This is a genomic window from Dyella sp. (assembly GCF_036568765.1).
Lineage (GTDB): Bacteria > Pseudomonadota > Gammaproteobacteria > Xanthomonadales > Rhodanobacteraceae > GSA-30.
The window spans coordinates 1-5,987 of the sequence record NZ_DATCRY010000275.1 but is presented as its reverse complement, the minus strand read 5'-3'; the positions used below and the strand labels follow the sequence as shown (position 1 = coordinate 5,987).

Annotated in this window: 5 protein-coding genes and 1 pseudogene; all 6 read left to right on the top strand. The window is 62.1% G+C overall.

Translation table 11 applies throughout. From position 1 onward, the window contains the following. Positions 1 to 1,484: ABC-F family ATP-binding cassette domain-containing protein (locus tag VIM98_RS17810; RefSeq protein ID WP_331994445.1), on the top strand; the 1,484-nt coding region annotated here is incomplete at its 5' end. Positions 1,485 to 1,494: 10 nt separating this feature from the next. After that, positions 1,495 to 2,412: a phosphoglycerate mutase gene (locus VIM98_RS17805; RefSeq protein ID WP_331994444.1), complete on the top strand. Its 918-nt coding sequence runs from the start codon at positions 1,495 to 1,497 to the stop codon at positions 2,410 to 2,412. After that, positions 2,409 to 4,127 (top strand): single-stranded-DNA-specific exonuclease RecJ, encoded by a 1,719-nt coding sequence (gene recJ / locus VIM98_RS17800; protein WP_331994443.1) that lies wholly within the window; start codon positions 2,409 to 2,411, stop codon positions 4,125 to 4,127. The genes VIM98_RS17805 and recJ overlap by 4 nt, the downstream gene beginning before the upstream one ends. A gap of 496 nt (positions 4,128 to 4,623) precedes the next feature. Further along, on the top strand, positions 4,624 to 4,992 hold the full coding sequence (locus tag VIM98_RS17795; protein ID WP_331994442.1) for an STAS/SEC14 domain-containing protein: 369 nt from the start codon (positions 4,624 to 4,626) through the stop codon (positions 4,990 to 4,992). A gap of 60 nt (positions 4,993 to 5,052) precedes the next feature. Continuing rightward, entirely contained in the window at positions 5,053 to 5,181 is a 129-nt protein-coding gene (locus tag VIM98_RS17790; RefSeq protein ID WP_331994441.1) for a hypothetical protein, read from the top strand. Between the two features lie 98 nt (positions 5,182 to 5,279). Then, positions 5,280 to 5,987: pseudogene (gene asnB / locus VIM98_RS17785) on the top strand (asparagine synthase B); the annotation flags it as partial.

The following is a 5,987-nucleotide window of genomic DNA, read 5'->3' as shown; positions in this document are numbered from 1 at the left end:
ACGGGTTAGGTTTTGCCGCCGAGACACACGAGCGTGCGGTGCAGGAGTTCTCCGGCGGTTGGCGTGTGCGCCTCAACCTGGCTCGGGCGCTCATGGCGCCGTCGGAGTTGCTGCTGCTCGACGAGCCGACCAACCATCTGGACCTCGATGCGGTGCTTTGGTTAGAAGAATGGCTGCGCCGCTACCAAGGCACGTTGCTGGTGATTTCGCACGATCGCGAATTCCTCGATGGTGTGATTTCGCACACCTTGCATCTCAATGAAGGGCGTGCGCGGCTCTATACCGGCAATTACAGTGCTTTCGAACGCCTGCGCGCCGAACAACTGCGCCAGCAACAGATCGCCCACGAACGCGAACAGGTCGAGCGAGCCCATCTGCAATCGTTCATCGACCGCTTCAAAGCCAAAGCAAGCAAGGCCAAGCAGGCGCAGTCGCGCATGAAGCGGCTGGAAAAGCTTGCCGGTACCGAGGCGGTTCGTGCGGAGCGACCTTTCCGCTTTGCGTTTGCTGCGCCCGACCGCGTGCCAGACTCCATGCTGCAGCTGGAGCACGTCGAGGCCGGTTACGCCGGCGAGCCTCCGGCGGTCATCCTGCACGACGTACGCTTTCGGTTGGAGGCCGGCGAGCGCATTGGCCTGCTCGGTCCCAATGGCGCGGGTAAATCTACGCTGGTAAAGACCCTGGTGGGCGAGCTGCCGGCCCTGGGGGGCGAACGCAAGGCGCACAAGGACCTGAAGATCGGTTATTTCGCCCAGCACACAGTCGAGAGCCTGCGTGAAGGCGCCAGTCCGTTCGATCACTTGCAGGACAAGGCACCGAACGCGCCCGCGCAGGCATTGCGCGACTTCCTCGGCAACTGGAATTTCGCCGGTGACCGCGCGTTCGAATCGGTCGACGGATTCTCGGGTGGCGAACGTGCCCGCCTGGCCCTGGCCTTGATCGCATGGGACAAGCCCAACCTGTTGCTGCTGGACGAACCGACCAACCACCTCGATCTGGACATGCGCGAGGCGCTGGCCGACGCCTTGGCCGATTTCGACGGTGCGCTGGTGCTGGTATCGCACGATCGTCATCTGCTGGGCATGGTTTGCGACAGCTTTTGGCGCGTGGCCGACGGCAAGGTCGAGAGCTTTGACGGCGACCTGGACGACTACGCCCGCTGGCTGCGCGCCCGCGGCAGTGCAGCCAAGAAAGACCCCGCACCGTCGGCACCGGTCGAATCGGCCGCCGACCGCCGTCGTGCCGCTGCCGCGCAGCGCGAAACGGAGAAGGCCACACGCCAGCGCGTGAAGAAGATCGAGACGCGCGTGGCCGCGATCGATGCCGAACTGACGGCACTCGAAACACGGCTGGCCGATCCGGAAACCTATAATGGCCCGACGGCACAATTGATGAAGCTGGGACAGCAGCAGACGGAACTGCGCCGCGAAAAGGAAGCGCTCGAAGCCGAATGGCTGGAGCTTTACGAACAACTGGAAGCCTGAAATTAAGACGATGCGCGAGACCGCCGTGGAAACCGTATGCTGGTGGCTGCCGGATCTGTCGCGCTTCGATCGCGATCATCCCGTGCGCGCCTTGACCGCACGTGCCGATGTTCTGGAACCGGGCCCGCGAGGTTACCTGGCGGGGCTGGCCGGCTATTTCGAGACCGGTAGCGAATTGCCTGCCGCGGCGCTGACGCGGCAGGCTCTGGTTGGCGATGCTGCCGATGCGCTCTGGTTGAGCGCGGATCCCGCCTGGGTGCAACCGGACCTCAATGGCGCCCGGTTGCTGGCATGTGGGCAATTGGGCCTGACACCCGACGAGGCGCAGGCGTTGGCCGAGCCGCTGTTGGCGGTGTTTGCCGAAGCCGGTATGACGCTGGTCGTTTCCACGCCCGATCGTTGGCATTTGCGACTGCCGCCCGACACTGAGCTACCGGTATTCGCCGCGCCGGAGCAAGCCCTGGGCGAGGATGTTTTTGAGCACCTTCCGCCAGGGGCAGCCGGCAAGCGCTGGCGTTTGCTGCTCAATGAGGCACAGATTCTCTTGCACCAGCATCCTGTCAATCGGGCCAGGCGTGAGCGTGGCTTGCCACCGATCAACAGCGTCTGGCTCTGGGGCGGCGGCTGCTTGCCGGCCGGCATACGCAGCCGCCTGAGCGCCGTGGTCGGCGACGACATACTGCTGGCGGCGCTGGCGCAGCGCGCAGGTGTGACCGTACATGCGCGCACGCCAGATCGGTTGGCCGCGGCAGGGGCAGGCACATTGATCGACCTGCAGGACCTGCCGGCTGAAGCGATCGCTCGGGATTGGTGGGTTGCGCTTGCGCCGCTGATCCGTTCACGACCCATTGCGCTCGACTTTGCCAGTGGCGAGCGCTTGCTGCATCGGCCCTGGCATCGCCTGCGCGTCTGGCGCAGGCGCGCATGACCGCGCGCCTGCATTTGCAGCGACGCGGCTTGCCGGGCGAGCCGACCGGTTGGGGGCACGACGTGCATCCGGTGTTGCAGCGGGTGTTCGCCGCACGCGGAGTGCTCGATCCCATGCAGGCCGAACATCGGTTGAGCCGCATGCTGCCGCCACAGGCGCTAGGCGGCATGGATAGGGCCGTTGCACTATTGATCGAAGCCATTGCCGGCGATCGGTCGATCCTGATTGCCGGCGATTACGACTGCGATGGCGCGACCGGTAGTGCAGTGGCCATGCGCGGCCTGCGCATGCTCGGCGCAAAGCATGTCAATTACGCCGTACCCAATCGCTTCGTCCATGGTTATGGCCTGAGTCCGGCCTTGGTCGAATCGTTGCAGCCCAAGCCTCGCCTGATTGTCACGGTCGACAACGGCGTCGCCAGTGTCGCCGGGGTGGCGACGGCCAAGGCGTTGGGTATCGATGTAATCGTGACCGACCATCACCTGCCTGGCGAGCAGTTGCCGCAGGCCGATGCGATCGTCAATCCGAACCTGGCCGGCGATGGCTTTCCGAGCAAGGCGTTGGCAGGTGTCGGCGTGATGTTCTATCTGTTGCTGGCCTTGCGTGCACGCATGCGCGAGCTCAGGGCATTCGGCGACGGGCAGGAGCCGGATCTTTCGGTGCTGCTGGATCTGGTTGCGCTGGGCACCGTCGCCGATCTGGTGCCGCTCGATTACAACAACCGTGTGCTGGTCGAGGCAGGGCTGAAGCGTTTGCGTAGCGGTCGTGGCTGCGCGGGCATCGTCGCCTTGGTCGAGGCCAGCCAACGCAGCCTGGCCACGCTTTGTCCCAGCGATCTGGGTTATGCCATCGGGCCGCGGCTGAACGCGGCGGGGCGGTTGGAAGACATGCGCATCGGCGTCGAGTGCCTGCTCACCGACGATCCGGGCCTTGCTAGGCGTTATGCGCAGCAACTGAGCGCGATCAACCAGGAGCGACGCGATCTGCAAGCGGCGATGGTTGCCGAGGCCGAGGCGATGGTAGGGCAGGCGATGCACACGGATGCGGTCGGTGTCGCCTTGTATGAACCGAGCTGGCACGCCGGCGTGGTAGGCCTGGTCGCCTCCAAGCTCAAAGAGCGGCTGCATCGACCGGTGATTGCCTTCGCGCCTGCCAGCGAGGATAGTCAGGAAGATCTGCGCGGTTCGGCGCGGTCGATCGCCGGTTTTCACATGCGCGATGCGCTGGCCTTGATCGATGCCCGCCATCCGGGCTTGATCGAGCGCTTTGGCGGCCATGCGATGGCGGCAGGGTTGAGCCTGAAAGCCGTCGACTATCCGCGTTTTGCCGAAGCCTTCGACGCCGTTGCACGAGAAAACTTGAGCGAAGAAGCGCTCAAAGCGATGCTCTTTACCGATGGCGAATTACCGCCTGGTGCATTTACGTTGGATCTGGCGCGCCAGTTGCGCTATGCCGCTCCTTGGGGGCAGGCATTCCCGGAGCCGTTATTCGACAATCTGTTCGAATGCGTGCAATGGAAGACCATGGGCGAAAAACATCTGCGCCTGAGCCTACGCGATCCACGCGACGGCTTCGTGCACGAGGCTGTGATGTTCAATGCCTACGACGGTACTCCGCCACCAGGTAGCTTGCGTGCCGCTTATGAGCTGACGATCAACGACTGGCAGGGCAGGGAAAGCGTGCGGCTGTTGTTGCGGCACATCGAGCCGGCCTGACGCCAGCAACGAGGCTTCATTACCGCACTCAGTCGGCTCTTCGCCACTATCGGTATGCATAGAGACGGAATTTGCAAAAATCGCAGGTGTTGCTTGCTGCCTGTTTTTCGGAAGGCAAGGGAGACCGCGCTTTCCCGATGTCTTTATGCCGTCGTTATCGGTTAGTGTGGTTTTTATCCTGGCGGTGACCGCAGCGGTATCGCCATTGGACCTGCAGCTAAGACCAAGATAAAGGGGAGGGCTTTTCATCGTAGAACGTGCCCTCGCTATCTGTGCATAACCATCCTGTAGGGCAATCAAGGAACTGAACGCTTAGCTTTACTCCGAATTGAGGGTGGCCTTTGAAGTGGACCGTCGACGTGATGTAGCTACACAGGCCGCATAGTGGCCGACCTCTCTCGATACTATTGTTGCGCACCCCTTCACAAACTTTAGCTTTCGTCAGAACAGTCAAGACGCTTGTATAAAGCCGGGCCACCACTGAGGTCGTTGAGCCATGATCGTGCAACTATCCGACCTTCCTGCCGGCGTACTTGGCTTCAGTGCGCACGGCCAAGTTACCGCTAATGACTACGAGACGGTACTCATTCCGGATATCGAGGCGGCTTTTGCCTTGAACCGGAAGTTGCGAGTGCTCTTCCACGTTGCCAATGATTTCACCGGTTTCGACGCGGGTGCCATGTGGGACGACCTGAAGCTGGGCTTCCGCCACATCACCGGCTGGGACAGGGTGGCGGTGGTATCGGATGTGAGCTGGATCCGCACTATGTGCAAGATGTTTGGTTTTGCCATGCCTTGCGAGTTCAGGCTTTTCACTAACGCTGAGATGCCCGAAGCCCGCACCTGGATTGCCGAAGCGAGCTGATGCTCGAATTGATGTCCAACCCTCTTGCGGCGGCGCACAACCTGTGGTGAACTTGGCTCCATGACCCGCTACCCCGCCAGCTTGCAGTTCATCGACGCCATTCTGGCGGGTGCCTGCACGACCGCGGCCGGCCTGAATAATAACAACGTCAATAATAATCCCCGCATCGACGGGTGGGCCGGCGTGTAGACGAGAGAAAAGTCAGCGACACACGCAAAAAGGGCCCGCCAAGCGCGGGCCCTTTTTTTTGGTTCCAACGCAACGCCAACCAAAGGGAAATGTTCGACATGTGCGCGATCTTCGGGATGTTCGATATACAGCCGGGCGACGATCTGGCTGCCTTGCGCCAACAAGCATTGGAGCTGTCCCAGCGACAGCGCCATCGCGGGCCGGACTGGAGCGGCGTCTTCGTCGACGCCGGGGTAATCCTGGTGCACGAGCGTCTGGCCATCGTCGATCCGGCCAGCGGTTCGCAACCGTTGCGGTCGCGCGACGGCGCCTTGGCGCTGGCGGTCAACGGCGAGATCTATAACCATCGTGCGTTACGCGCAGCCAGTGGCTACGATTTCACTACAGGCTCCGACTGTGAAGTGATCAATGCGCTTTATCGCGACGCGGACGATAGTGCCAATTTTGTCGACAAGCTCAATGGCATCTTCGCGTTCGCGTTATGGGACGGCGATGCGCAGCGTTACCTGATCGCCCGTGATCCGGTCGGCGTTTGTCCACTGTACTGGGGGCATGACAGCCAGGGCCGTCTTTGCGTCGCCTCAGAAATGAAAGCATTGGTCGGCATTTGTCACGATGTCGCACCGTTCCCGCCGGGCCATGTCTATGACAGCGTCGACGGGCGCCTGCGCCGCTATTACCGTAAGCCGTGGCGTGAGCATGAAGCCACGCGGGGGCACAACGTAGAGCCTGCAGTCTTGCGTGAGGCCTTTGAGCAAGCAGTGCATCGTCAGCTGATGACGGACGTACCCTACGGCGTATTGCTT

Coding starts and splice junctions, on each gene's coding strand:
- VIM98_RS17795 (WP_331994442.1), top strand. CDS start 4,624: ATGATCGTGCAACTATCCGACCTTCCTGCCGGCGTACTTGGCTTCAGT.
- recJ (WP_331994443.1), top strand. CDS start 2,409: ATGACCGCGCGCCTGCATTTGCAGCGACGCGGCTTGCCGGGCGAGCCG.
- VIM98_RS17805 (WP_331994444.1), top strand. CDS start 1,495: ATGCGCGAGACCGCCGTGGAAACCGTATGCTGGTGGCTGCCGGATCTG.
- VIM98_RS17790 (WP_331994441.1), top strand. CDS start 5,053: ATGACCCGCTACCCCGCCAGCTTGCAGTTCATCGACGCCATTCTGGCG.